The sequence below is a fragment of the Amycolatopsis sp. DSM 110486 genome, assembly GCF_019468465.1.
In the GTDB taxonomy this organism is placed as follows: Bacteria; Actinomycetota; Actinomycetes; order Mycobacteriales; family Pseudonocardiaceae; genus Amycolatopsis.
In genome coordinates, this window is sequence record NZ_CP080519.1 from 5,980,907 (window position 1) to 6,002,357 (window position 21,451).

Below are 21,451 nucleotides of genomic sequence, written 5' to 3' on the forward strand. Positions count from 1 at the left end.
GCTCCCGCACACGACGAAGGCGGCACCGGAAGATTCCGGTGCCGCCTTCGTCGTGGTCAGGTCAGCGAGACGCCGAGGAGAACGTGATCCAGCGCTCCAGCAGGGCCGCCGCCGCGCCGGAGTCGATGGCGCGGTTGGCCTGCTCCAGCCCGGTGGCCAGATCGTCCTCCAGCGAACCGGAGAAGCCTCGGAACGCGGCTAGCGCGGCCGCCGCGTTGAGCACCACGGCGTCGCGCACCGGACCGGTCTTGCCGGCCACGAGCTGGCGCACCACTTCGGCGTTGGCCGTCGCGTCGCCGCCGCGCAGGTCCTCGGCCGTGGCGCGCGGGATGCCGAGCGCACTGGGGTCGAAGCTGCGTTCGGTCACGGTGCCGTCCGAGACCATCCAGACCGACGTGGTCGTGGTGGTGGTGATCTCGTCGAGGCCGTCGTCGCCGCGGGCCACGAGCACCGAGAAACCGCGCTGTGCGAACACTTCCGCCAGCACACGGGTCTTGTCCGCGTACGCGCAGCCGATCAGCGCGCTGCGCGGCTGGGCCGGGTTGGTGAGCGGGCCGAGCAGGTTGAACGTCGTCGGCACGCCCAGCTCCCGCCGCGGCGGGCCGGTGTGGCGGAACGCCGGGTGGAACGCGGGCGCGAAGCAGAAGCCGATGCCGATCTCGCGCAACGACCGGTGCACCGCGTCCGGTGCCAAGTCGATCGCGACGCCGAGCGTCTCCAAAACGTCGGCCGCGCCCGACTTCGACGAAGCGCTGCGGTTGCCGTGCTTGGCAACGGGCGCGCCCGCGGCCGCTGTGACGATCGTCGCCATCGTGGAGATGTTGACCGAGTTGGACCGGTCGCCGCCTGTGCCGACGATGTCGACGGCGGGCGCGTCCAGTTCGATGCGGCGCGCGTGCGCCAGCATCGCCTCGGCCATGCCGGAGATCTCCTCCGGCGTCTCGCCCTTGGCGCGCAACGCGATCGCGAACCCGGCGATCTGCGCCTGCGTGGCCGCTCCGGACATGATCTGGTCCATGGCCCACGCCGTGTCGTCGGCGGACAGGTCCGAGCGCCCGATCAGCTGCGTCAGCAGGCCGGACCAGGTGTGGGGGACCGGGGTGGTGCCCATCCCCGGCTCAGCCGTTGACGGCGGGCACACGCCCGGCGCGCAGCACGCCGGCGACGGTCTCCGCCGCGGTCAGCGGGTCGAGTGGGTGCACCAGCACGGCGTCGGCCTGCGACCAGGTGGCGAGCCAGCGGTCGTCCTTGCGCCGCACGGCCACCACGATCGGCGGGCAGTCGGTGATCTCGTTCTTGAGCTGGCGGGTCAGGCCGATGCCGCCGGTGGGTTGGGCCTCGCCGTCGAGGATCGCGAGGTCGACGGTGCCGGCGTCCACCTCGGACAGCACGTCGGCGATCCCGGCCGCCTCGACGTACTCCACGCGGTCCAGGTCGGCGGCGGGCCGCCGGCCGACGGCGTTGATGATCGCGTCGCGGACCTCGGCCTTGTGGCTGAACACCAGGATCCGCTTCGTCTGCTCGCCCATTGAGCACGCCTCCGTCTCGTCACGGGTGGAACTTCGCGATCGTATCGGCCGAGATGCATCTCACGCGGACGCGGTGGGCGACTCACCCGGTTGCCGGGCGTCCCAGCCGAGCGCGTCGCCGCCGAGGCGCTGCGCCAGACCGGCCATCCGCGAGCGTTCCTGGGCGCAGTGCAGGGCGTCGAGCACCTGCACCCGCAGGGCGTGGACCAGCACTCGGTCACCGTCGGGGCCTTGCTCGCGCAGCTCCCACCCGTCCTGCGCGAGGATCGCCGCCGCCTCGGCCACGCGATCGGGCGGCAGGCTCAGGTGGTGGACGAAGACGGCGGGTGCGGATGCGACCCAGCCGGGTGAATTCGCGAGCACCGCCGAGTCGGCCACGGCGGGGTCGAACGCCTTCGCGACGATCATCAAACCGGGCGCATCAGGCGTCAGACCGGGACTTTCGCGCTTTCGGGCCAGGTCACGAAGCCGACCGAGCAAACTCACGAGTAGCTCCTGCCTGTGCCGGGTTCGGGTGTGATGCGAAGCTCCCACGACCCGCCGTGGACCCGAAGGGCGGGGTGCCCGCGCGGGAGGACATAATGCGATCCGTGACAACGGCAGCTTCCACCATCAGCCAGCGGGTCCACTCGCTGAACCGGCCGAACATGGTCAGCGTCGGCACAGTCGTGTGGCTGTCCAGCGAACTGATGTTCTTCGCCGGACTGTTCGCCATGTTCTTCACCGTCAAGGCGCAGAACGCGGCCGGCGCACCCTGGCCGCCTCCCCTGCACGGCGAGGAATTCCACCTCAACATCCCGTACGCGATCCCGTTCACGGTGATCCTGGTGCTGTCCTCGCTGACGTGCCAGTTCGGCGTCTTCGCCGCGGAGCGCGGCGACGTCTACGGGCTCCGGCGCTGGTACATCGTCACGTTGATCATGGGCGCGATCTTCGTCGCGGGCCAGGCCAACGAGTACCACAACCTGGTGGAGGAGGGGCTGACGATCCCGTCCGGCCCGTTCGGCACGGTGTTCTACCTCGCCACCGGTTTCCACGGCCTGCACGTGATCGGCGGGCTCATCGCGTTCGTGTATCTGCTGATCCGCACCAAGCTCAGCAAGTTCACGCCCGCACAGGCCACCTCGGCGATCGTCGTGTCGTACTACTGGCACTTCGTCGACATCGTGTGGGTGGGCCTCTTCGCGGTGATCTACATCCTCCCCTGATCCCGCCCGCCGCCACCACCATCGGCCTGAACTGACAGCAAGGGTTGCCGCAAGATGACCACCAGCAAGAAGTCCCCGGAGCGCCGGTTCCGCGCGCGTTCGAAGCTGCGCAGGCGTTTCGCCGGCCTGCTCGCACTCGGTGTCGCGCTGGTGGGAGCCGGCGCCCTGTACGCCGTGTTCGCGCCCGAGCCCCAGACCGCGCAGGCCCAGGGCGACCCGGCTCTGCTGCGGCAGGGTGAGCAGGTCTACAACAACACCTGCATCGAGTGCCACGGCAAGAACCTCGAGGGCGTGCAGGACCGCGGTCCGAGCCTCATCGGCGTCGGCGACGCGGCCGTGTACTTCCAGACCTCGTCCGGCCGCATGCCCGCCGCGCGCCAGGAGGCGCAGATCGAGCGCAAGCCGCCGAAGCTCACGCCGAGCGAGATCGATGCCGTCGGCGCCTTCGTGCAGGCCCACGGCGGCGGCGCGCAGCGCCCCGACGAGACCGGTGCCGCGCTGCGCGGCAGCGACCCGGCGCGCGGTGGCGAGCTGTTCCGCCTCAACTGCGCGTCGTGCCACAACTTCACCGGTCGCGGTGGCGCGCTCTCCGCGGGTAAGTACGCGCCGGACCTCGACCCGGCCACCGAAGAGCAGATCTACGACGCGATGCTCACGGGGCCGCAGAACATGCCGAAATTCTCCGACCGGCAGCTCAACCCGGAGGAGAAGAAAGACATCATCGCTTATGTAAAGTCGGTGTCGGACGGCAACAACAACCCGGGTGGTAACGGCCTCGGCGGGTTCGGTCCCGCTTCCGAAGGCCTTATCGCTTTCGTCGTCGGAATTGCCGCGCTCGTGGGCATCACACTGTGGATTGGATCGAAGGCATGAGTGCCGAAGGGCCCCAGCCGCCCTCGGAGGCGGAACTGGCCGAGATGGACCGCGACCAGCTGCTCAAGCTGGGCGGTCAGCTGGACGGCGTCGAGATCGTCGACTACCCGGAACCGTGGCCGGTCAAGGACACCCGCGCCGAACGCCGCGCGCAGCGGCTCGTCGCGTTCTGGTTCGCCCTGTCCGCGCTCGCGGGCCTGGCGTTCGTCGTGGTCGTCGCCTGGCCGCATTGGTGGGAGTACAAGGACCCGAGCGACGCGAGCGGGCACGCCACCTACAGCCTGTACACCCCGGCACTGGGCGTCACGCTGGGCATCGCGGTACTCGCGCTCGGCATCGGCGTGATCCTGTACACGAAGAAGTTCGTGCCGCAGGAGACCGCGGTGCAGCAGCGCAGCGACGGTCCGTCGGCCGAGGTCGACCGCGCCACGATCCTCGCGCACCTGGCCGACGCCGGGGCCCGCAGCACCATCGCCCGCCGGTCGCTGATCAAGCGCACCGCCGGTGCGAGTGCCGGAGTGCTGGGTCTCGCGGTCGCGGCCCTGCCGCTGGCGTCCTTCATCAAGGACCCGTGGAAGGACACCGAGAACGAGAACTCGCTGTGGCACACCGGCTGGCAGCCGCAGCACCCGGGTGAGGTCGTCTACTTGCGCGCCAACACCGGCAGCCTGGACGACGACGTCGAGAAGGGCGTGACCCTGCTGCGCGTCGAAGACCTCGACGCCGGCGGCATGGAGACGGTGTTCCCGTACCGCAAGACCGAGGCGGGCAACCGCGAGGCGCTGGCCGCCGCGCTGACCCGCGTCGACAACCCGGTGATGCTCATCCGGCTGCGCCCCACCGACGCCGCGCGCGTGGTGAAGCGGAAGGGCCAGGAGGACTACAACTTCGGCGACTACTACGCGTACACGAAGATCTGCAGCCACGTCGGCTGCCCGACCTCCCTGTACGAGCAGCGCACGAACCGCATCCTCTGCCCGTGCCACCAGTCGCAGTTCGACGCCCTGCACTACGCCAAGCCCATCTTCGGCCCGGCGACGCGTCCGCTGGCCCAGCTGCCGATCACGGTTGACTCAGAGGGATACTTGATCGCACGGGGCGACTTCAACGAGGCCATCGGTCCGGCCTTTTGGGAGCGTAAGTCATGAGCTCACTGACCACGCCCACCAAGGGCACGAGCGCGCTCGAGCAACACCTCGGCGAGGCCGCGGACAACGCGGACCAGCGGTACAAGCTGGCCAAGGGCCTGCGTCACCAGATGAACAAGGTCTTCCCCACGCACTGGTCGTTCCTGCTGGGCGAGATCGCGCTGTACAGCTTCATCATCATCCTGCTCTCGGGTGTGTACCTGACGCTGTTCTTCGACCCCTCCATGCAGGAAGTCACCTACCACGGGAGCTTCCAGAACCTGCAGGGCGTCGAGATGTCGCAGGCGTTCCGCACCACGCTGGACATCTCGTTCGACGTGCGCGGCGGCCTCTTCGTGCGGCAGCTGCACCACTGGGCCGCGCTGATCTTCGTCGCCTCGATGATGATCCACATGTTCCGGATCTTCTTCACCGGCGCGTTCCGCAAGCCGCGTGAGGCCAACTGGATCATCGGTGGCCTGCTGCTGGTCCTGGGAATGTTCGAGGGCTTCTTCGGCTACTCGCTCCCGGACGACCTGCTCTCCGGTACCGGTATCCGCGCGACCCTGTCGGGCATCGTCCTCTCGGTGCCGGTCATCGGCACCTGGATCCACTGGGCGCTGTTCGGCGGCGAGTTCCCGGGCGACCAGATCATCCCGCGCCTGTACACACTGCACATTCTGCTGATCCCAGGCATCATGCTCGCGCTCGTCGGTGTGCACCTGGCGCTGGTCTGGTACCAGAAGCACACGCAGTTCCCGGGTGTGCGGCGCAAGGAGACCAACGTCGTCGGCGTGCGGATCATGCCGTACTTCGCCCTCAAGGGCGGCGCCTTCTTCACGCTGGTCACCGGTGTCATCGCGCTGATGTCCGGCCTGTTCCAGATCAACCCGGTCTGGAACTTCGGGCCGTACAACCCGTCGATGGTGTCGGCCGGGTCGCAGCCTGACTTCTACATGGCCTGGGCCGACGGCATGCTGCGCATCTGGCCCGCGTGGGAGGTCTACCTCGGGAACTACACGATCCCGGCGGTGTTCTTCCCCGGCGCGGTGGGCATGCCGCTGCTGATCGGGCTGCTGCTGGCGTACCCGTTCATGGAACGCAAGCTGTCGAAGGACAACGCGGCGCACAACCTGCTCCAGCGGCCGCGCGACGCACCGGTCCGCACCGCGCTGGGCATGATGGCGCTCGGGTTCTTCCTGGTCATCGAGCTGTCGGGCTTCAACGACATCATCGCCGACCAGTTCGACATCTCACTGAACGCCACCACATGGGCCGGCCGCATCGGCGTGCTGATCGTGCCGCCGATCGCCTACTACATCACCTACCGGATCTGCCTGGGTCTGCAGCGGGCCGATCGCGAGGTGCTGGAGCACGGCGTGGAAACGGGCATCATCAAGCGCCTGCCGCACGGTGAGTTCATCGAGGTCCACCAGCCGCTGGCCGGCGTGGACAGCCACGGCCACGCGGTCCCGCTCGAGTATCAGGGCGCCGCAGTGCCGAAGAAGATGAACAAGCTCGGCACCGCCGGGCACGCCGTCCCGGGTTCGATCTGGACCCCGGACCCGCCGGAGGAGTCGGCCGCTCTCGAGCGGGCGTCGCACGGCAACGGGCACGCCGAGCTGGAAAGCTCGGAGTCCGAGTCGCACGAGGTCGGGACCAAGCACTAGCTCTCCATACGACGGAGGCCCCTTCACCCAGGCGGGTGGAGGGGCCTTCCTCGTTGTCCGGAGCTGTGTTGTCCGAAGTTGTTCGCAGCGCAGGGCCTTTTACCTAAACGATCAGGCGCCTTCGACGCCGATCTCGAACGCGGAGTCCGTGTCGGCCCGTGAGTACGAGCGGAACGCGATGTGCGTGACGGTGTCCAGCACGCCGCTCACCTTGCCGATGCGGCCGGGGATGAGGTCGGCGAGGTCCTCGTGGGCCTTCACGCGCACTGTGGCGATCAGGTCGACGTCACCGGCGCACGAGTAGACCTCGTTGACCCCTTCGAGGTCCGCGATCGCCTGTGCGGCCTGCGGGATCTCCTCGGCCTCTACGTTGATCAGCACGATCGCCGTGATCACAGCGTTCCTCCACTCCCTGGCGGTACCCGACGAGCGCTGATCGTAGCCTTCATCACCCCGCCACCCGTTCCAGCGTCCGCGCACCGGCCGCCAGGTCGAGCCACCCGCGCCAGCCGGCGACGGCGGTGGGTTCGGCCCAGGGCCGCGTGGTGCGCACGAGCCGCACGCCGGGCCGGGCGAGCCAGCGCAGCAGCACCGTGACTTCTTCTCCGGACGCGCCGCGCAACGGCCCTTCGCCGGGCAGCACGGTTTCCGCGGCGGCGACCAGGTGTTCCACCACCGGCATCGGCGGCACTCCGCGGCGGGCTACCCCCGCGGACGCCAGGCGGCCGTGGCGGATCACCGACAGCTCCCAGCCGCCGTTGCCGTCCGGGTTGGCGGCGATGAGTTCGGCGATGTCGGCGAGCGCGGCTTGCCGGTGGGACCGGCCGACGGAACGCACGAGGTCCGCCAGCTCGTCGCGATGGCGGGCGGCCTGCTCGTAGTGCCGGCCCTCCGAGAGCCGGTCGAGCTGGGCCGCGGCGATCTTCAGGGGACGCCCGTCGTCGCCGGAGATGAGGTCGCGCGCGGCCGTGACGGCGGGGGAGTAGTCGTCCACGCTCTGCCGGCCGGCGCACGGCGCGCCGCAGCGGCCCAGCTCGGCCAGCACACACGGGGTCGCGGAGCCGCCGCGGGCCGAAATCCGCATCGTGCACGTGCGCAGCCCGGCGGCGCCCGCGAGCGTGTCGGCGGCCGTGCGGGCGTCGGCCTGGCTGCGGAAGGGGCCGAGGGTGCCTTCGCGCGGCAGCCGGACCACGGACAGGCGCGGGAAGGCCTCGTCGGTGAGCCCGACCCACCACGCGTGGTGGGGATTTTTCGAGCGCCGGTTGTACATCGGCCGGTGGGCCGCGATGAGCCGCAGCTCGCGGATCTCGGCCTCCAGCGAATGGGCGCATTCGATGGCCTCCACGCGTTCGGCCAGCGCCACCATCTCGCGGATGCGCCCGCGGCTTTCCGAGCCCGTGAAGTACTGCCGCACGCGCCGGCGCAGGTCCCGCGCGGTGCCGACGTAGAGGACCTCCTCACGCGGGCCGCGGAACAGGTACACCCCGGGCCGCGCCGGCAGGTCGGCCGCGAGGTGGCGTTTGCGCCGCTGCGCGGTGGTCACCTCGGGCAGGTAGTCGACGAGCTCTTCGACCGTGTGCACGCCGACGTTGCCGACCCGCTCCAGCAGCGCGTGGAGCACGTCGACGGTGGCACGGGCGTCGTCGAGCGCTCGGTGCGTGGGCCGGGTGCGGGAGCCGAGCAGCATCGCCAGGTTCGAGAGCCGGTAGCTGCGCGCCTCCTCGCGCGGGATCACGCGCCGGGCGAGCTTCACCGTGCAGATCACCGTGGCGCGCGGCCAGACATAGCCGTGGCCCTCGCACGCGGCCCGCATGAAGCCCGTGTCGAACCCCGAGTTGTGGGCCACGAGCACCGCGCCGGAGATGAACTCGAGGAACGCGGGCAGCACGCGCTCGATGCGCGGCGCGTCGTAGACCATCGCCTGCGTGATGCCCGTGAGCTCCACCACCTGCGGCGGGATCGGCGAACCCGGGTTCACCAGCGTCGCGAACTCGGCCACCACCTCACCGCCGCGCACCTTCACGGCCCCGATCTCGGTGATCGCGTCCGGTCCCGGCTTCGTGCCCGTGGTCTCGAGGTCGAAGACGACGAACGTGATGTCCCGCAACGGGGTGCCGAGCTCGTCGAAGGCCAGCTGAGCCTGGCCGGGCCGCGGTCGGGTGTCCATGATCGCGCACTTTAGGACCGCCCACCGACAATCCCGGACGGCGCGATCCGTGTGACGGGTGTGGCGCGGGTGCCTGGTGGGGTGGTTCCCACGTCCGGTGACCAGCGGCGCGCGATCCGGCCCCGGGGCCTACCCTGGACCAATGCACCCCCAGCCCGTGGATCCGGTCGCACCCGAGGACGCCGTCGGCCCCTCGGCCGTGCCGGCGCGGGCTGACGCGACCGCGGTGCCGGCCGAGACCGGCGCTGCCGAGATCCCCGAAGCCGACATGGCGGCGCCCGAGCCCGCTTCCTGGACGGGCCTGCCGGACGCCGTGCGCGAGCGTATCGCCGAGCTGGCGGCCACTGCCGTCGCGAAGCTGCCGCCCACCGACGTGCCGCGGCAGCTGCGTCCCGTCGCGAAGTTCGCGCCCGCGAAGCGCGCGAAGCTCGGCGGCGCCGCGTTGCTGGCCGCGCTGGGCGACTCAGCGCAGTTCCGCACCGCCGTGATCGAGTGGCTGCGCGAGCACCGCACCGACGCGCTGGACCCCAACGCCGCCGATTCCGTCGTCGGCGCGGCCGCCGCGGTGCTGCTGGGGGAGTCGGGCGCGGCCGGGCGCGTGCGGCTCGTCGCGAAGAACGCGGAAGAGACGGCGCTGCGGGCAGAACGCGACGCCGCGCTGGCTCGTAACCAGAAGCTCGAGGCGGAGCTCGCCGAGCTGCGCGGGGAACTGGACCAGGCGCGCGGCGCCGTGGAAGCCGCTCGCGGTGAACGCGAGGCCGAGGTCGAGAAGCTGCTGCGCCGGCTGCGTGAGCAGGGCGTGCAGCTGCGGCAGGCCCGAGACGCCGCCGAGCAGGCCCTCGCCGAGGTCGCGCGCGGCGGCACGGCGAAGGCCGAGGAGATCGACGCCCTGACCACGCAGCTGGACCGCGAGCGTCGCCGCGTGGCGGCCGAGCGCGCGCGGGCGGAGCGGGCGGTCACCGACGCCGAGATCGCCCGTCAGTCGGCCCGTGAGGCCCGGGAAGCCGACGAGGTGCGCCTGGCGCTGCTGGTCGACACGATCGACGGCGCCGTGACCGGCCTGCGCCGCGAGCTGATGCTGAGCGACCGCGGCGCGCGGCCTGCCGACATGGTGCGCGGCGCCACGTCGGGGCTCGGCCCGGGCGGGCGCGTGCAGGACGTCGGGGCGCTCGACCGCTACCTCGCGCTGCCCAACGTGCACCTCATCGTCGACGGCTACAACGTCACCAAGACCGGCTACCCCGAGCTGGCGCTGGCCGATCAGCGCGACCGGCTCATCCACCAGCTCTCCGCCCTCGCCGCGCGCACGAGCGCCGAGGTCACAGTGGTGTTCGACGGGGCAGGCGTGCTGTCCGTACCGGCGTCGGTGCCGCGCGGTGTGCGCGTGCTGTTCTCCGACCGCGGCGTGCTGGCCGACGACGTGATCCGCTCGATCGTGGCGGCCGAGCCGAAGGGCCGGCCGATGGTCGTGGCGACGTCCGACCGGGCGGTCGCCGACTCGGTCCGCGCGACCGGTGCCCACTCGGCGCCCTCGGCGGTGCTGGTCAGCCGCCTGAGCCGCGTCTGAGACCCGTCCGGGGGACGGCTGAGGCCGGCGGGACGGAAACTGTCGGTGGTGGCTCCTACCGTGCGTCCCAGGAAGCACGACAGCCAACTTGCGGTGAGGAGCCTCCCGTGACCGAGAACACGAACCACCACCCGCCCGACTGGACCGACTTCGACGAACCGGCCGACCGCGACCTCGATCTCGGCAGCGTTGATTTCGGCGACGTTGACCTCGATAGTGTCGATCTCAGCGACGTCGATCCGGCGGACCTCGACACGCTGGTCGTCGACTGCGACCGCTGCGCCGTGCGGGGCCACGCGTGCCACGACTGTGTGGTGAGCGTGCTGCTCGGCCCGCCGGTCGCCCTGGCGTGGGACGCGGACGAACGGCGAGCCGTCGACGCGCTCGCCGAGGCGGGGATGGTGCCCCGGCTGCGCTTGGTTTCGGAGCCCGAACGTAAGCCAGCGTGACACTTCTGGGTGATAACGGCGCGACGAGTGGTCGATCTAGTCGGATGAACGGTCGGTAGCGAATTCACGCAATTTAGACACCACAGAGTATGACCGCGATCACACAAACCCTCCCTCGCTGGTCCGATGGTGTTTCGGCGAACTACGGAGAGTTTTTATGTGGGGCCCGGTGGACGCGGTGACGGTCTTTTCGTAACCTGTCCGAGATCTCGTGGCCAGCAGCCGTCGGCAAGACGGCGACGCGAGATCGCCGCCGGAAAAGGCTTTGTCGGGGAGCCAACACCGGAACCACACCGTGCGCGTGAGGCTGTTGCAGTGAAACGCGGCCCGGAAACGCGCGGGGTGGACGCACGGAAGAGGGCCCCCGACCTCTTCGGCGTCACGAGGTTCCGACGGCGGCCCGACAGCAAAGGAGACACGCGCGACCGTGCAGTCGCATCCAGTGAAGCGCGTGGTGTCAGGTGCCCTCGCGGCAGCTTCGGTGATCGCCATGGTCACCATCGCCCAGCCCTCGGCCACGGCCATCGCAGCTCCCATCCCCGCCCTCCAGACCCCGCCCGACTCCGGTTCGGACGCCCTCGCGAAGTACCGCGACCTCGCCTCGCAGGCCGAAAAGGCCAACGAGGACCTCCTCAAGGCCCAGGACGACCAAGCGGCCCGCCAGAAGGACCTCGACAAGGCCAACGGCGACGTCGAGAACGCGAAGAAGTCCGCGCAGCAGGCCGAGAACAACGAGAAGCTCTACCGCGTCGACGTCGACAAGTTCGCCGGCGCCTCGTTCCTCAGCGGCGTGCAGATGAACAAGCTCTCGGCGCTGCTCGCGGGCACGTCGACGCAGGAGTTCCTCGAGCGTTCTTCCGCGCTGGACCAGATCGCGTCCCAGAAGGACGCCGCGCTCGACGCGCTGGCCGGTGCCGTGAAGCAGGCTCAGGACGCCACGAAGCTGGCCGCCGACGCCGCCAAGCGCGCGACGGACGCCCGTGACGCGGCTGCGAAGCTGGCGAACGACATCAAGACCAAGCAGAAGACGCTCAAAGACCAGATCGACCAGCTCAAGAAGACCGAGCCCGCGCTGTCCACACTGGACCAGGCCCTGCGCGGCGACAAGGGCAGCGCCCCGCCGGTGAACATCAAGGCGCCCGGGCCCGCGGCCCAGGCGGCCGTGGACGCGGCGCTGAGCCGTCTCGGCGACGCCTACGTGTGGGGCGCCACCGGCCCGAGCACGTTCGACTGCTCGGGCCTGATGCAGTGGGCCTACCGGCAGGCGGGCATCACGCTGCCTCGCTCGAGCCGGGAGCAGTCGACCTTCGGCACCCCGATCCCGCGCAGCCAGCTCCAGCCGGGCGACCTGGTGTTCTACTACACCCCGGTCTCCCACGTGGGCATGTACATCGGCGAAGGCAAGATGGTGCACGCTCCGACCACCGGCGACGTCGTGAAGATCTCGCCGCTGCAGAGCCAGTACGTGGGCGCCCGCCGCCCCAGCAGCTGAGCAGCAACCCTTCCCTGACCACGGGGCGGTACCGCGCACGCGGTGCCGCCCCGTGGTCGTTGGTGGGCCACAGCGCCGGCGAGCGTGCCCAGTAGCCTGCCCGTGTGCTGAGGACGCTGCTCGTGACCAACGACTTCCCGCCGCGGCCCGGGGGGATCCAGAACTACCTCAACTCGCTCGCCACGCGGCTCCCGGCCGACGACCTGGTGGTCTACGCGCCGTCGTGGGAAGGGAAAGCCGGCTCGCACGTCGACTTCGACGCCGAGGCGCCGTTCGAGGTCGTGCGGCACCCGACGTCGCTGATGCTGCCGACGCCCGACGTGCTGCGCCGCGCGAAGCAGATCATGCGGGCCCGCGACTGCGAAGCCGTGTGGTTCGGTGCGGCCGCGCCGCTGGCGCTGCTGGGGCACCCGCTGCGCCAGGCCGGCGCGAGGCGGGTCGTCGCGTCCACGCACGGGCACGAGGTCGGCTGGTCGATGCTGCCGGGTTCGCGCCAGGCGCTGCGGCGCATCGGCGACACGGTCGACGTGCTCACCTACGTCAGCAAGTACACGCGCCGCCGCTTCGGCGCGGCGTTCGGGCCGATGGCGGGGCTCGAGATGCTGCCGTCCGGCGTCGACACCACGCTCTTCGCGCCCGACGCGGGGGCGCGCGAGGAGATCCGCGCCCGCCACGGCCTGGGCGACCGGCCGACGGTCGTGTGCGTGTCGAGGCTCGTGCCGCGCAAGGGCCAGGACATGCTCATCCGCACGCTGCCGGAGCTGCGCAAGCGCGTGCCGGACGTGGCGCTGCTGCTGGTCGGCGGCGGTCCGTACCGCAAGCGGCTCACGGAGCTCGTCGCCGAGCTCGACGTGGCCGACAACGTGGTCATCACCGGCTCCGTGCCGTGGGCCGAGCTGCCGGCGCACTACAACGCGGGCGACGTCTTCGCGATGCCCGCGCGCACCCGCGGCAAGGGGCTCGACGTGGAGGCGCTGGGGATCGTCTACCTGGAGGCGTCGGCGACCGGCTTGCCCGTGGTGGCCGGCACGTCGGGCGGCGCGCCCGAGGCGGTGCTCGACGAGGTGACCGGTCACGTCGTGGACGGTCGCGACGTCGGCCAGCTGCGCGACACCCTCGAGGCCCTCCTGTCCGACCCCGTGCGGGCCCGCCGCATGGGCGAGGCGGGGCGCGCGTGGGTCGCGGAGAACTGGCGCTGGGACACGATGGCGCAGCGCCTGTCCGGCCTGCTGGACGGCGATCCGGTCGCCGCCGTGCGCTAGGGCTCGTCAGGGCTCGTACACGGCCGGGTGGCGCGGGTCGTCGACGCGGACCGTGACGTCGGCGAGCGCGCCCGGGTCGACCTCCGACTCGTAGCGCTCGTACGCGGGCAGCGCCCACGCGTCGTCGTCGGGCAGGCGGCGGTGCAGCGCGGCGGGGGAGAGCCACAGGTGCACCACGAGGTCGAACGCGAGGCCGGCGCCGAGCAGGAACTCGCCGTTGACGAGCACCACGCCGCCTTCCGGCACGGGCACGCGCGCCATCCGCGTGGCGCGGTCGCGCTCGGTGTCCCACAGCGCCGGCAGCACCTCGCCGCTGCCTTCGCCGGCGAGCGGGTCGAGGACCTCCCGGCGCAGGGCGCCGAGGTCGAGCCAGTCGGTGTAGCGCGCGTCGGGGTTGCGCTTGCCGTGCTCGAAGCGCAGCGACGCCGGACGCAGGAACCCGCTCGCGGGCACGCGCACCGCGGCGCGGCCCAGCAGCCGCAACGGGTCCACGAGCGCGTCGGCGAGACCCGCGGTATCGGTGGCATCGTCGGCGCCGTCCACGGCGACCGCCAGCCGGCGGTGCGGCAAGGCCGCGACGCGCTCGGTCAGCTCGGCGGCCAGCACGTCGGGGGAGATGGGTCGGTAGCGCACGGAAACCCATCCTGCCCGCGAGCGCCACACAGCACACCGGCGCGTGGGCATACTGGGAGGCACGAGACCAGTCAGACGGAAACCTTGGGGGCGAAGTGGCCGTCGAAGAAATTCCCGTGATCGACGACAAGTTCATGCAGCACACGCACGAGACGCTGGGGCGGTTTCACGACCAGGGCGCCGTGTGCCCGATCCGCATGCCGCACGGCACACCGTCTTACCTCGTGACGGGCTACGACGAGGCGCGGGCGCTGCTCGCGGACCCGCGGCTGAGCAAGGACAATCGCGGCGCCTACGACCTGATGATCGCGAAGGCCGGGGGCGAGAACATCAACCGGTCCTTCGGCCAGCTGCTCGGCGCGCACATGCTCAACACCGACGCGCCGGACCACACACGGCTGCGCAAGCTCGTGAACAAGGCGTTCACCTCGCGGGCGATCGCCGGGCTGCGCCCGCGCATCGAGCAGATCACCACCGAGCTGCTCGATGCGATGGAGGAGCACGAGCAGGTCGACCTCATGGCCGCGTTCGCGGGCCCGGTGCCGATCACCGTGATCTGCGAGCTGCTCGGCGTGCGCGAGGAGGACCGCGGCGAGTTCACCGGCTGGTCCAACATCCTGCTGGGCGCGGGCGACCTCGACGAGATGCAGGCGGCCGCGGTGGCCATGCACACCTACCTCGTGGGGCTGGTCGCGCAGAAGCGCGCCGAACCGGGCGAAGATCTGCTCTCGGGCCTCGTGCAGGCCACCGACGAAGGCGATTCGCTGAGCGAGGAAGAGCTCGTCGCGATGGCCTTCCTGCTGCTCGTCGCGGGCCACGAGACCACCGTGAACCTGATCGGCAACGCGGTGGTGGCGTTGCTTCGCGCGCCCGAGCAGCGCGCGAAGCTGGTGGCGGACCCGTCGCTGATGCCCGGCGCCGTCGAGGAGTTCCTGCGTTTCGACGGGCCCATCAACATCGCCACCCTCCGCTACACCGTCGAGGACGTGGAGGTCGGCGACCACAAGATCCCCGCGGGTGAGTTCGTGCAGGTCTCGCTGCTCGCCGCCAACCGCGACGAGGGCCGCTTCCCCGACCCGGCCGACCTCGACGTCACGCGCGCGGCCGGCGGCCACCTCGCCTTCGGCCACGGCATCCACTACTGCGTCGGCGCCCCGCTGGCGCGCATGGAGGCGGAGATCGCGCTCACGGCGCTGCTCGCGCGCTTCCCGCAGCTGCGAGCGGCCGTGCCGGAGGAGGACCTGGTCTACCGCACGAGCCCGCTGGTGCACGGCGTCAAGACGCTGCCCGTGCTGCTCCGCTGAGCTCTTGTGCGCGGAGCGGGCGGGGCGGCACGTAGGGTCGGCGCGTGGACTCCAGCGCCGACCACCTGCTCGCCCTCGACGCCGCGCACGTGTGGCACCCGTACGCGCCGATGCCGGGACGGGTGGCGCCGCTGCTCGTCTCCGAGGCGAGCGGGGTGCGGCTGAAGCTGGCGGACGGCCGTGAGCTCGTCGACGGCATGTCGTCGTGGTGGGCGGCGGTGCACGGCTACCGGCACCCGGTGCTCGACGCGGCGCTGGCCGAGCAGGCCGGGCGGATGAGCCACGTGATGTTCGGCGGCCTCACGCACGAGCCGGCGATCACGCTCGCCAAGACCCTTGTGGACCTCACGCCCGAGGGTCTCGAGCACGTGTTCCTGTGCGACTCCGGCTCGGTCTCGGTCGAGGTCGCCGTCAAGATGTGCCTGCAGTACCAGCGTTCGCGCGGGTTGCCGGAGAAGCGGCGGCTGCTCACGTGGCGCGGTGGCTACCACGGTGACACGTTCACGCCCATGAGCGTCTGCGACCCCGACGGCGGCATGCATTCGCTGTGGCGCGGAGTCCTGCCGGAACAGGTGTTCGTGCCCGAACCGCCGGCCGGCTTCGACGCGCCGGTTGACCAGTCCTATGTGGACATTCTCGCCACCGCGCTGGAGAAGCACGCGCACGAGCTGGCCGCGGTGATCGTGGAACCCGTGGTGCAGGGCGCGGGCGGGATGCGTTTCCACCACCCCGGCTACTTGCGCGCGCTGCGCGAGCTCACGCGCGAGCACGACGTGCTGCTCGTGTTCGACGAGATCGCCACCGGCTTCGGGCGCACGGGCCGGATGTTCGCGGCCGAGCACGCCGGCGTGACGCCCGACGTGCTGTGCCTCGGCAAGGCGCTCACCGGCGGCTACCTCACGATGGCCGCGGCGCTGTGCACGCCCGAGATCGCCGCCGGCATCGCGCGAGGTGACCTGCCGGTGCTGGCCCACGGGCCGACGTTCATGGGCAACCCGCTGGCCTCCGCCGTCGCCAACGCGTCGCTCGGGCTGCTGGCCGAGGGCCGGTGGCGCTCGGACGTCTCGCGGATCGAGGATGGGTTGCGGCGTGGTCTCGAGCCGGCGTGGGACCTGCCGAACGTGCGCGATGTGCGGGTGCTCGGCGCGATCGGCGTGCTGCAGCTCGACCACGAGGTCGACCTCGGCGTGGCCACCGACATCGTGACGGCGGAGGGCGCGTGGCTGCGGCCGTTCCGCGACCTCGTGTACGCGATGCCGCCGTACGTCACGGACGACGCGGACCTGGCCGTGATCACCGGTGCGATGCTCGCGGCGGCTGAAAAAGCCTGAATTCACCCGGTCGAGTGTGACCGCGGCCATAAGAAACGGGCTGCATACTGTGAGTCACGTAAAGTTGCCGGAACTCTGGGGTTTCCACGCGATCAGGTCTGAGCCGCTTCGTGAGTTTCTGACGGATTGGTGAGCTTTGCCGGAAACGTCCTAGTTCTCCGGTTCACAAGCAAACCTGAAGATCGTTCGCGTAGCGGACTTTTCGATCTTTTTCCGCTTTCCTGTCGCCATGATCGAGATCGTTCGTGGCGAGCACGACACCGGACCCCCGTCGCGCCGCGCCCAAGCCAACCGGACCCTCCAGAACATCCTGCGCCACGACGTGCCGGCCTCGCTGGTCGTCTTCCTCGTGGCCGTGCCGCTCTCTCTCGGCGTCGCCCTCGCTGTCGGCGCGCCACTCCTCGCGGGCCTCGTCTCCGCCGTCGTCGGCGGCTTGGTCGCGAGCCTGCTCGGCGGGTCGGCCCTGCAGGTCAGCGGGCCGTCCGCAGCCCTGACCGTGGTGCTCGCCGACACCATCGCCACCTACGGCTGGGCCGTCACCTGCGCCGTGACCGTCGGCGCCGGCCTGCTGCAGATCCTTTTCGGGCTCCTGCGCTTCGCCCGCGCCGCGCTGGCCATCTCACCCGCGATCGTCCACGGCCTGCTGGCCGGCATCGGCGTGACGATCGTGCTCGGCCAGCTCCACGTGGTGCTCGGCGGCCGGGCCCAGGGCTCCGCGCTCGCGAACCTCGCGGCGCTGCCCGGGCAGATCGTCGGCCACCACGACCAGGCCGTGCTGATCGGCGTGCTCACCGTCGCGATCCTGCTGGTGTGGCCGAAGCTGCCGGCGCCGGTGCGGAAGGTGCCGGGGCCGCTGGCCGCCGTCACGGTCGCGACGGGGCTGTCCGTCGCCGCCGGGATGTCGTTGCCGCGCGTGGACCTGCCCGCCGCGCTGCCGTCGTTCGGGTTTGTGCCGCAGCTGCCTTCGGGCGGCTGGAGCGGCGTGGCCTTCGCAGCCGTCACGGTCGCGCTCATCGCGAGCCTGGAGAGCCTGCTTTCCGCGGTGTCCATCGACAAGCTGCGCGGCGGGCGCCACACGGACCTCAACCGTGAGCTCATCGGCCAGGGCGCCGGCAACGTCGCGTCCGGCGCGCTCGGCGGGCTGCCCGTGACCGGCGTGATCGTGCGGACCATGACCAACTACGAGGCCGGCGCGAAGACCCGCGCGTCGGCGCTGCTGCACTCGTGCTGGATCCTCGGGTTCTGCCTGCTGCTCACCGGCGTGCTGCGCTACATTCCGCTCGCCGCGCTGGCCGGGCTGCTCGTGTACGTGGGCGCCAAGCTCGTGAACCTCCCGGCGCTGAAGGAAGTGCTGCGCCACGGCGACCTCGCGGTGTATGCGGTGACGCTCGTCGGCGCGGTGTTCGTGAACCTGCTGACCGGCGTCGCGGCCGGCGTGCTGCTGGCGCTCGCGTTCATGCTGCGGCGGATGGTCCACTCCGGCGTGCACGTGGAGACGGGCGAGCGCGGCACGCGCGTGGTGATCGAGGGCGCGCTCACGTTCCTTTCGGTGCCCCGCTTGACGAAGGTGCTCGCCGGCGTGCCCGAGCGCGCCGACGTGACGCTGGAGCTGCTCGTGGACTACCTCGACCACGCGGCGTTCGACTGCCTGCGCGGCTGGCAGCAGGCGCACGTGAAAGCCGGCGGCACGGTGACCGTCGACGAGATCGGGCACCCCTGGTATGGCCGCGGCAGCTCCGGCGAGCCCACCGTGCGACGCAGCCTCGCGGCGCGCGTGCTGCCGCGGTGGCTCGCGCCGTGGTCGCAGTGGCAGGCCGAGCACGTTTCGCTGCCCGGACCGCGGGACGGCGCCTCGCCGTTGTCCCGTGGCGCATCGGAGTTCCAACGCCGCACCGCGCCACTGCTGCGCGACACCCTCAGCGGCCTCGCGCACGGCCAGCAGCCGCACACCCTTTTCATCACCTGTGGCGACGCGCGGATCGTGCCCAACCTGATCACCACGTCGGGCCCGGGCGACCTGTTCGCGGTGCGCAACATCGGCAACCTCGTCCCCGCCGCCGGCGACGGAACCGACTCCTCGGTGGGCGCGGCCGTCGAGTACGCCGTGGGGGTGCTCAAGGTGCCCGAGATCGTGGTGTGCGGCCACTCCTCGTGCGGCGCGATGAAGGCGCTCCTCGGGCAGGCCCCCGAGGGCCTCACGCGCCTCGGCAACTGGCTGCGCCACGGCGAACCCACCCTCCGTCGCCGCGCATCGGAGGCGGCCTTGCTGCTCGACGGCCGGCGCCCGACCGCCGAGTGCGACCAGCTGGCGCTGCACAACGTCGTCCAGCAACTCGACCACCTCCGCACCCACCCGGTCGTGGCCGACGCCCTGGCCGCCGGCGACCTGACGCTGACGGGCATGTACTTCGACGTCGGCGCCGCCCAGGTCTCGTTGCTGGACGCAGCTCACCGCAGCTTCGTCCCGGCCGGCTCGACGGTGCACTGACCAGCTGGGCCGGTGCGCACACGCACCGGCCAGTGGTCGAGCTCCCGCGCAACCCGAGAGTGGGGTGTCCGATAAAAATTCATGCCATCAGGTGGGACATAGCGGACATTTAACCCACACTCGGGTTACCTGGTGATCATGAGCCGACTTGCCGTGCTTCGCCACGACGTGCCCGCCTCGCTCGTGGTCTTCCTCGTCGCCGTGCCGCTCTCGCTGGGCATCGCGCTCGCGTCCGGGGCGCCGATCGTCGCCGGGCTGATCGCCGCTGTGGTCGGCGGTGTGGTCGCCGGAGCGCTGGGCGGCTCGCCGCTGCAGGTCAGCGGGCCCGCGGCCGGCCTGACGGTGATCATGGCCGAGACGATCGCCACCTTCGGGTGGGCCGTCACCTGCTTGATCACGGTGCTCGCCGGTGCGCTGCAGGTGCTGCTGGGCCTGAGCCGCATCGCACGGGCGGCGCTGGCGATCTCGCCGGCCATCGTGCACGGGATGCTCGCCGGCATCGGCGTGACGATCGTGCTGGGCCAGCTCCACGTCGTGCTCGGCGGGCAGGCGCAGAGCTCCGCGCTGGAGAACATCGCCGAGCTGCCCGCGCAGGTCGTGGCCCACCACGACGCGGCGGCCGTGATCGGGCTGCTCACCATCGTGATCCTCGTGGTCTGGCCGCGCCTGCCCGCCGCTGTGCGCAAGGTGCCCGGGCCGCTCGCGGCGATCGCTTTCGCCACGGTGATCTCGCTCGTCGCGGGCATGACGTTGCCGCGCGTGGAGCTGCCCGGCGACCTGCTGCAGATCCGCTTCGCGCCGCAGCTGCCCGGCGAGGGCTGGACCGACGTCGCGCTGGCGGCGGTGACCATCGCGTTGATCGCGAGCGTCGAGAGCCTGCTCTCGGCCGTCGCCGTGGACAAGCTGCACACCGGCCCGCGCGCGAACCTCGACCGCGAGCTCGTGGGCCAGGGCGCGGCCAACCTCGTGTCCGGCGCGCTCGGCGGCCTGCCCGTGACCGGCGTGATCGTGCGCAGCTCCACCAACGTCGCCGCGGGCGCCAAGACCCGCGCGTCCGCGATCCTGCACGGCGTGTGGGTGCTGGTCTTCGTCGTCGCGCTCGCCGGGCTGATCGGGAACATCCCGCTGGCCGCGCTCGCCGGCCTGCTCGTGCACGTCGGCGTGAAGCTCGTGAACCCCGGCCACCTCAGGCAGGTCCTGCGCCACGGCGACCTCGCGCTCTACCTCGTGACGCTCGCTGGGGTGGTGGTGTTCGACCTGCTCACGGGCGTGCTCGCCGGGATCGTGCTGGCCGTGGCCCTCATGCTGCGCCGCACGGTGTGGTCCGGTGTCCACGCCGAGCGGGACGGCGACGAGTGGCGCGTGGTCGTGGAGGGCGTGCTCACATTCCTGTCCGTGCCGCGCCTGTCGAAGGTGCTCGGCGCCGTCCCGCCCGGCACGGTCGTGACCCTCGAGCTGGTCGCCGACTACCTCGACCACGCCGCCTTCGAAAGCCTGTCGAGCTGGCAGCAGGCCCACGAACGGGCCGGCGGCACCGTGGTCGTCGACGAGGTCGGCCACCCGTGGTTCGGCAAGGGCAAGGAGGGCACCCCGACGCTGCGGCGCACGGCTGCGGCCGGCGCCGTGCCCCGCTGGCTCGCGCCGTGGTCCGACTGGCAGGCCGTCGACGTCCGCCTGCCCGGCCAGCGGACCCACCGCGGCGCCACGGAGTTCCAGCGCCGGGCCGCGCCGCTGCTGAAGGAGACGCTCTCGGGCCTCGCCGACGGCCAGCGCCCGCACACGCTGTTCATCACCTGCGGCGACTCGCGCATCGTGCCCAACCTGATCACCACGTCGGGGCCGGGCGACCTGTTCACCGTCCGCAACATCGGCAACCTCGTGCCGCCCGCGCAGGCCGACCCGTCGATGAACGCCGCCGTCGAGTACGCGGTGGGGGTGCTGCACGTGCGCGAGATCGTGGTGTGCGGGCACTCCTCGTGCGGCGCGATGGGCGCGCTCGCCGACGGGCCGCCGGCCGGCACGGCGCTGGAGGGCTGGCTGCGCCACGCCGAGCCCAGCCTGCGCCGCGGCGGCCCGGTCACGCTCGGCGGCGAGCTTCCCGCCCGTGAACCCGACCGGTTGGCCCTGCACAACGTGCTGCAGCAGCTCGACCACCTGCGCGCGTACCCGCTGGTCGCCGAGGCCGAAGCCCGCGGCGAGCTGCTCCTCACGGGCCTGTACTTCGACGTCGGCGCGGCCCAGGTCTACCTGTCCGACCCGGTGGCGGGCGCGTTCGTGGCGGCGGGGACGCCGGTCACCCCACATCGTGGGTGATCCCACCCGGACGTGGTGCGCACCGGGTGCGGGTGACT

At 71.3% G+C, this 21,451-nt stretch carries 18 protein-coding genes; 12 read left to right on the plus strand and 6 right to left on the minus strand.

From position 1 onward, the window contains the following. Positions 1 to 61: 61 nt before the first annotated feature. The 3 genes from trpD to K1T34_RS29070 are packed head-to-tail and all read right to left on the minus strand — an operon-like array spanning position 62 to position 2,015. Complete coding sequence (trpD, locus tag K1T34_RS29060) at positions 62 to 1,111, minus strand: anthranilate phosphoribosyltransferase (RefSeq protein WP_220237948.1); 1,050 nt, start codon at positions 1,109 to 1,111, stop codon at positions 62 to 64. Between the two features lie 7 nt (positions 1,112 to 1,118). Further along, positions 1,119 to 1,529 carry a hypothetical protein gene (locus K1T34_RS29065; RefSeq protein WP_220237949.1) on the minus strand — a complete coding sequence of 137 codons (411 nt, stop codon included), beginning with the start codon at positions 1,527 to 1,529 and terminating at the stop codon, positions 1,119 to 1,121. 60 nt (positions 1,530 to 1,589) lie between these two features. After that, on the minus strand, positions 1,590 to 2,015 hold the full coding sequence (locus tag K1T34_RS29070) for a ribonuclease E inhibitor RraB (protein ID WP_220237950.1): 426 nt from the start codon (positions 2,013 to 2,015) through the stop codon (positions 1,590 to 1,592). Between the two features lie 95 nt (positions 2,016 to 2,110). Between K1T34_RS29070 and K1T34_RS29075 the strand changes: the two genes are divergently transcribed. The 4 genes from K1T34_RS29075 to K1T34_RS29090 are packed head-to-tail and all read left to right on the plus strand — an operon-like array spanning position 2,111 to position 6,407. Then, complete coding sequence (locus tag K1T34_RS29075) at positions 2,111 to 2,737, plus strand: heme-copper oxidase subunit III (RefSeq protein ID WP_220237951.1); 627 nt, start codon at positions 2,111 to 2,113, stop codon at positions 2,735 to 2,737. Positions 2,738 to 2,791: 54 nt separating this feature from the next. Then, positions 2,792 to 3,610, plus strand: coding sequence for a c-type cytochrome (locus K1T34_RS29080; protein ID WP_220237952.1), 819 nt, complete (start codon positions 2,792 to 2,794; stop codon positions 3,608 to 3,610). Next, positions 3,607 to 4,758, plus strand: coding sequence for a ubiquinol-cytochrome c reductase iron-sulfur subunit (locus tag K1T34_RS29085; RefSeq protein ID WP_220237953.1), 1,152 nt, complete (start codon positions 3,607 to 3,609; stop codon positions 4,756 to 4,758). The genes K1T34_RS29080 and K1T34_RS29085 overlap by 4 nt, the downstream gene beginning before the upstream one ends. Then, complete coding sequence (locus K1T34_RS29090) at positions 4,755 to 6,407, plus strand: cytochrome bc complex cytochrome b subunit (RefSeq protein ID WP_220237954.1); 1,653 nt, start codon at positions 4,755 to 4,757, stop codon at positions 6,405 to 6,407. The genes K1T34_RS29085 and K1T34_RS29090 overlap by 4 nt, the downstream gene beginning before the upstream one ends. A gap of 111 nt (positions 6,408 to 6,518) precedes the next feature. Here the strand turns inward: K1T34_RS29090 and K1T34_RS29095 are convergent, their stop codons facing one another. Together K1T34_RS29095 and K1T34_RS29100 are read right to left on the minus strand one after the other, a co-directional pair. Beyond that, positions 6,519 to 6,803, minus strand: coding sequence for an Lrp/AsnC family transcriptional regulator (locus K1T34_RS29095; protein WP_220237955.1), 285 nt, complete (start codon positions 6,801 to 6,803; stop codon positions 6,519 to 6,521). 52 nt (positions 6,804 to 6,855) lie between these two features. Continuing rightward, positions 6,856 to 8,574, minus strand: a complete 1,719-nt coding sequence (locus tag K1T34_RS29100; protein WP_220237956.1) for a DEDD exonuclease domain-containing protein — start codon at positions 8,572 to 8,574, stop codon at positions 6,856 to 6,858. A 268-nt stretch (positions 8,575 to 8,842) separates the two neighbouring features. Here K1T34_RS29100 and K1T34_RS29105 point away from each other — a divergent pair, with 268 nt between their 5' ends. The 4 genes from K1T34_RS29105 to K1T34_RS29120 all read left to right on the plus strand — a co-directional run bounded on the left by K1T34_RS29105 (position 8,843) and on the right by K1T34_RS29120 (position 13,344). After that, complete coding sequence (locus tag K1T34_RS29105; protein ID WP_370643846.1) at positions 8,843 to 10,141, plus strand: NYN domain-containing protein; 1,299 nt, start codon at positions 8,843 to 8,845, stop codon at positions 10,139 to 10,141. Positions 10,142 to 10,398: 257 nt separating this feature from the next. After that, positions 10,399 to 10,590 (plus strand): hypothetical protein, encoded by a 192-nt coding sequence (locus K1T34_RS29110; protein ID WP_220247473.1) that lies wholly within the window; start codon positions 10,399 to 10,401, stop codon positions 10,588 to 10,590. 427 nt (positions 10,591 to 11,017) lie between these two features. Then, on the plus strand, positions 11,018 to 12,082 hold the full coding sequence (locus K1T34_RS29115) for a C40 family peptidase (RefSeq protein ID WP_220237958.1): 1,065 nt from the start codon (positions 11,018 to 11,020) through the stop codon (positions 12,080 to 12,082). 104 nt (positions 12,083 to 12,186) lie between these two features. Next, on the plus strand, positions 12,187 to 13,344 hold the full coding sequence (locus K1T34_RS29120; protein WP_220237959.1) for a glycosyltransferase family 4 protein: 1,158 nt from the start codon (positions 12,187 to 12,189) through the stop codon (positions 13,342 to 13,344). Between the two features lie 6 nt (positions 13,345 to 13,350). Here K1T34_RS29120 and K1T34_RS29125 read toward each other — a convergent pair whose 3' ends face one another. Beyond that, a complete protein-coding gene (locus K1T34_RS29125; RefSeq protein ID WP_220237960.1) occupies positions 13,351 to 13,977 on the minus strand; it encodes a uridine kinase in 627 nt (208 codons plus the stop codon). Between the two features lie 95 nt (positions 13,978 to 14,072). On the opposite strand from K1T34_RS29125, the gene K1T34_RS29130 reads away from it, so the two are divergent. The 4 genes from K1T34_RS29130 to K1T34_RS29145 all read left to right on the plus strand — a co-directional run bounded on the left by K1T34_RS29130 (position 14,073) and on the right by K1T34_RS29145 (position 21,413). Continuing rightward, positions 14,073 to 15,281, plus strand: a complete 1,209-nt coding sequence (locus K1T34_RS29130; protein ID WP_370643395.1) for a cytochrome P450 — start codon at positions 14,073 to 14,075, stop codon at positions 15,279 to 15,281. A gap of 44 nt (positions 15,282 to 15,325) precedes the next feature. After that, positions 15,326 to 16,612 (plus strand): adenosylmethionine--8-amino-7-oxononanoate transaminase, encoded by a 1,287-nt coding sequence (locus K1T34_RS29135; RefSeq protein ID WP_220237961.1) that lies wholly within the window; start codon positions 15,326 to 15,328, stop codon positions 16,610 to 16,612. A gap of 229 nt (positions 16,613 to 16,841) precedes the next feature. After that, a complete protein-coding gene (locus K1T34_RS29140; RefSeq protein ID WP_220237962.1) occupies positions 16,842 to 19,100 on the plus strand; it encodes a bifunctional SulP family inorganic anion transporter/carbonic anhydrase in 2,259 nt (752 codons plus the stop codon). Positions 19,101 to 19,238: 138 nt separating this feature from the next. Further along, positions 19,239 to 21,413 carry a bifunctional SulP family inorganic anion transporter/carbonic anhydrase gene (locus K1T34_RS29145; protein WP_220237963.1) on the plus strand — a complete coding sequence of 725 codons (2,175 nt, stop codon included), beginning with the start codon at positions 19,239 to 19,241 and terminating at the stop codon, positions 21,411 to 21,413. The last annotated feature ends 38 nt before the right edge of the window (positions 21,414 to 21,451 follow it).

Excerpts from the sequence above, each read along its gene's own strand:
- K1T34_RS29075 (WP_220237951.1), top strand. The coding sequence starts at position 2,111 with ATGCGATCCGTGACAACGGCAGCTTCCACCATCAGCCAGCGGGTCCAC.
- K1T34_RS29140 (WP_220237962.1), top strand. The coding sequence starts at position 16,842 with ATGATCGAGATCGTTCGTGGCGAGCACGACACCGGACCCCCGTCGCGC.
- K1T34_RS29145 (WP_220237963.1), top strand. The coding sequence starts at position 19,239 with ATGAGCCGACTTGCCGTGCTTCGCCACGACGTGCCCGCCTCGCTCGTG.
- K1T34_RS29080 (WP_220237952.1), top strand. The coding sequence starts at position 2,792 with ATGACCACCAGCAAGAAGTCCCCGGAGCGCCGGTTCCGCGCGCGTTCG.
- K1T34_RS29065 (WP_220237949.1), bottom strand. The coding sequence starts at position 1,529 with ATGGGCGAGCAGACGAAGCGGATCCTGGTGTTCAGCCACAAGGCCGAG.
- K1T34_RS29085 (WP_220237953.1), top strand. The coding sequence starts at position 3,607 with ATGAGTGCCGAAGGGCCCCAGCCGCCCTCGGAGGCGGAACTGGCCGAG.
- trpD (WP_220237948.1), bottom strand. The coding sequence starts at position 1,111 with ATGGGCACCACCCCGGTCCCCCACACCTGGTCCGGCCTGCTGACGCAG.
- K1T34_RS29105 (WP_370643846.1), top strand. The coding sequence starts at position 8,843 with ATGGCGGCGCCCGAGCCCGCTTCCTGGACGGGCCTGCCGGACGCCGTG.
- K1T34_RS29100 (WP_220237956.1), bottom strand. The coding sequence starts at position 8,574 with ATGGACACCCGACCGCGGCCCGGCCAGGCTCAGCTGGCCTTCGACGAG.
- K1T34_RS29090 (WP_220237954.1), top strand. The coding sequence starts at position 4,755 with ATGAGCTCACTGACCACGCCCACCAAGGGCACGAGCGCGCTCGAGCAA.